Origin of the sequence: Microcoleus sp. A2-C3 (assembly GCF_036706065.1) — a bacterium.
GTDB lineage: Bacteria > Cyanobacteriota > Cyanobacteriia > Cyanobacteriales > Microcoleaceae > Microcoleus.
Genome location: NZ_JAUBVX010000113.1, coordinates 1 through 2,309, shown reverse-complemented (window position 1 = coordinate 2,309; position 2,309 = coordinate 1). Strand labels below are relative to the sequence as shown.

Genomic DNA, 2,309 nt, shown 5'->3' with positions numbered 1-2,309 from the left:
TAATCCACCCAAAAAAGCCCCATCTGTTTGTGGTGAAGCCATTGGATGAACTACTCGCTCAAATAACTGAGTCATTACTCTACATCCAACTCGCTGCCTAGCTTCACTTATTGAGGAACTACTTGGTACTTGCCAATACTCTCCTAACTGAATCCACTTCATGCTTAAACCATTAAGGAATGAAAATTTAATAACCTCAGCGATGTATAATAAATAAATGAGTGAATATGAATAGGTTCATGTTTCGGTATTGATGTCAAATATTATACCTACTTGGCTCTTCTTATGTCGCCCATGATTTGTTGATTTGAATCATTAATTATAACTTAATTTATGTATTACTCAGACGAAATTACTGCTTTAATGCTCCAACATCATCAGTCTTTATCTGAAAAAGACAAAAGAAGATATGCAGCGATAGAAGCCGTAAAACTTGGTCGTGGTGGAATCATTTACATAGCCCGAGTTTTGGGAGTAGACAGAAATACAATAGCCAAGGGAATTAAGGAGTTAAAAAGTGAATCAGAACACAGCAGGAATCACAAGAGAATTCGCCGACCTGTGGGAGGAAGAAAAACTAGGGATTCTCAGATACCTAATTTAAATGAGCGTTTTTTAGAAGTCTTAAAAAACCACACAGCCGGAGATCCAATGTCCGAAAAAATTAAATGGACAAATCTTACCCATCAACAAATAGTTGAAGGCTTGAAGGCTCAAGAAACAATAGTCAGTACAACAGTCGTCAAAAAACTTTTAAATAAGAATGGATATGTGAAACGCAAAGCCCAAAAACAACAAACAACCGGAGTCACAAAAAATCGTAATGAACAATTTGAGAATCTTGCTTTAATAACGGCTCAGTATGAGTTGCGGGGTAATCCAATTGTTAGTATGGACACAAAAAAGAAGGAATTTATTGGAAATTTATATCGAGCAGGCAGTCTATATACTACCGAAGTTGTTACGACATATGACCATGATTTTTGGAGTCTAGCTGAGGGAAAAGTAGTGCCTCATGGAATTTATGATCTGCAACATAACCGAGGATATTTAAACCTGGGAATCAGTAAATATACGAGTGAATTTGCTTGTGAATCGATCAAACTATGGTGGATTAATTACGGAAAATTTATCTATCCTCAAGCAAATTTAATCTTAATAAAATGCGATGGAGGTGGCAGTAATAATTCTAATCATCAGATCTTTAAATCAGATTTACAAAAGTTAGTTGACGAGCTGGGAATAGAAATTAGGATCGCACACTATCCTCCCTATACATCGAAGTATAATCCGATCGAACATCGTTTGTTTCCTCACGTAACTAGAGCCTGTCAAGGAGTGATTTTTACTTCTCTTGAGTTAGTGAAAAAACTCATGGCAAAAACGCATACTAAAACCGGGCTTTCTGTCGTAGTAAATGTGATTGATAAAATTTATGAAACTGGTCGAAAAGTAGCTAATGGATTTAAAGAAACAATGAAAATTATTTTTGATGAATATCTACCAAAATGGAATTATCGTGCAGTGCCGACTATTTAACCAACGCTAAAGTTATTAAATTTTCATTCCTGAGTTGCTTTTAGTTTTGGAGCATCCGGAATTACCATTACATAATAACCCGGCAGAATTAGCTGCGAGAACAATGGTGCAGCGACGAAATATCAGCTATGCGACTCAAACTTGTGAAGGAACTAAGGCGATGGATATTTTCATGTCTCTGGTTGCGACTACTAGGAAATTAGGAATTAGCTTTTTTGAATATATGCACTTTAGTATTTCTCACCGGGGAAATATTCCAGCTCTGGGGATGATTATTCGCGAACAATCTTCGCTTTGTTCTTTCGGTGTGTCCTGGGATTATTGAAGAAGTTTAAAAAAAGATAACTGCTTTGAATTATCGGAACTTGATTCCTTTATTAAGTGTCACCCCACTGTTAATTGTGACTGTTCCAAAAAGACTGTAATATCCTTGACTTCATGATTGATAATACATTATTTTAATCAAGATTTAGCAGCCAGCAAATGCGAGATTTTTGTATCTGAATTAAGATATTTGTACAATTAAATTAAAATTCTACAATTCCGAAAAATTAATGCTTACCGCAACTTATTGAGCGGATACGTTTATTCGCCCAAACAAGAAAACAATCACGGTCGCTCAGAAATCCGACATCACTTAATGTTAAGTAGACCTCTTGCAAAATAATTTTATGATATAATCGAAAGTTTTGCTTTACTGGATTGAATCCCAACTCTTAACTTATTTTTACTCTTGCCTTGCTAGAAACAGGATAAGATACTAGAAACTT

General features: G+C 35.5%; 2 protein-coding genes. Both read left to right on the top strand.

Annotated features, from left to right (window positions below; all coding sequences use genetic code 11):
• Nucleotides 1–333: 333 nt before the first annotated feature.
• Complete coding sequence (locus tag QUB66_RS29490; protein ID WP_332970784.1) at nt 334–1,539, top strand: ISAzo13 family transposase; 1,206 nt, start codon at nt 334–336, stop codon at nt 1,537–1,539.
• Nucleotides 1,540–1,642: 103 nt separating this feature from the next.
• On the top strand, nt 1,643–1,864 hold the full coding sequence (locus QUB66_RS29485; RefSeq protein ID WP_332970783.1) for a hypothetical protein: 222 nt from the start codon (nt 1,643–1,645) through the stop codon (nt 1,862–1,864).
• Nucleotides 1,865–2,309 lie beyond the last annotated feature (445 nt).

Coding starts and splice junctions, on each gene's coding strand:
- QUB66_RS29490 (WP_332970784.1), top strand. CDS start 334: ATGTATTACTCAGACGAAATTACTGCTTTAATGCTCCAACATCATCAG.
- QUB66_RS29485 (WP_332970783.1), top strand. CDS start 1,643: ATGGTGCAGCGACGAAATATCAGCTATGCGACTCAAACTTGTGAAGGA.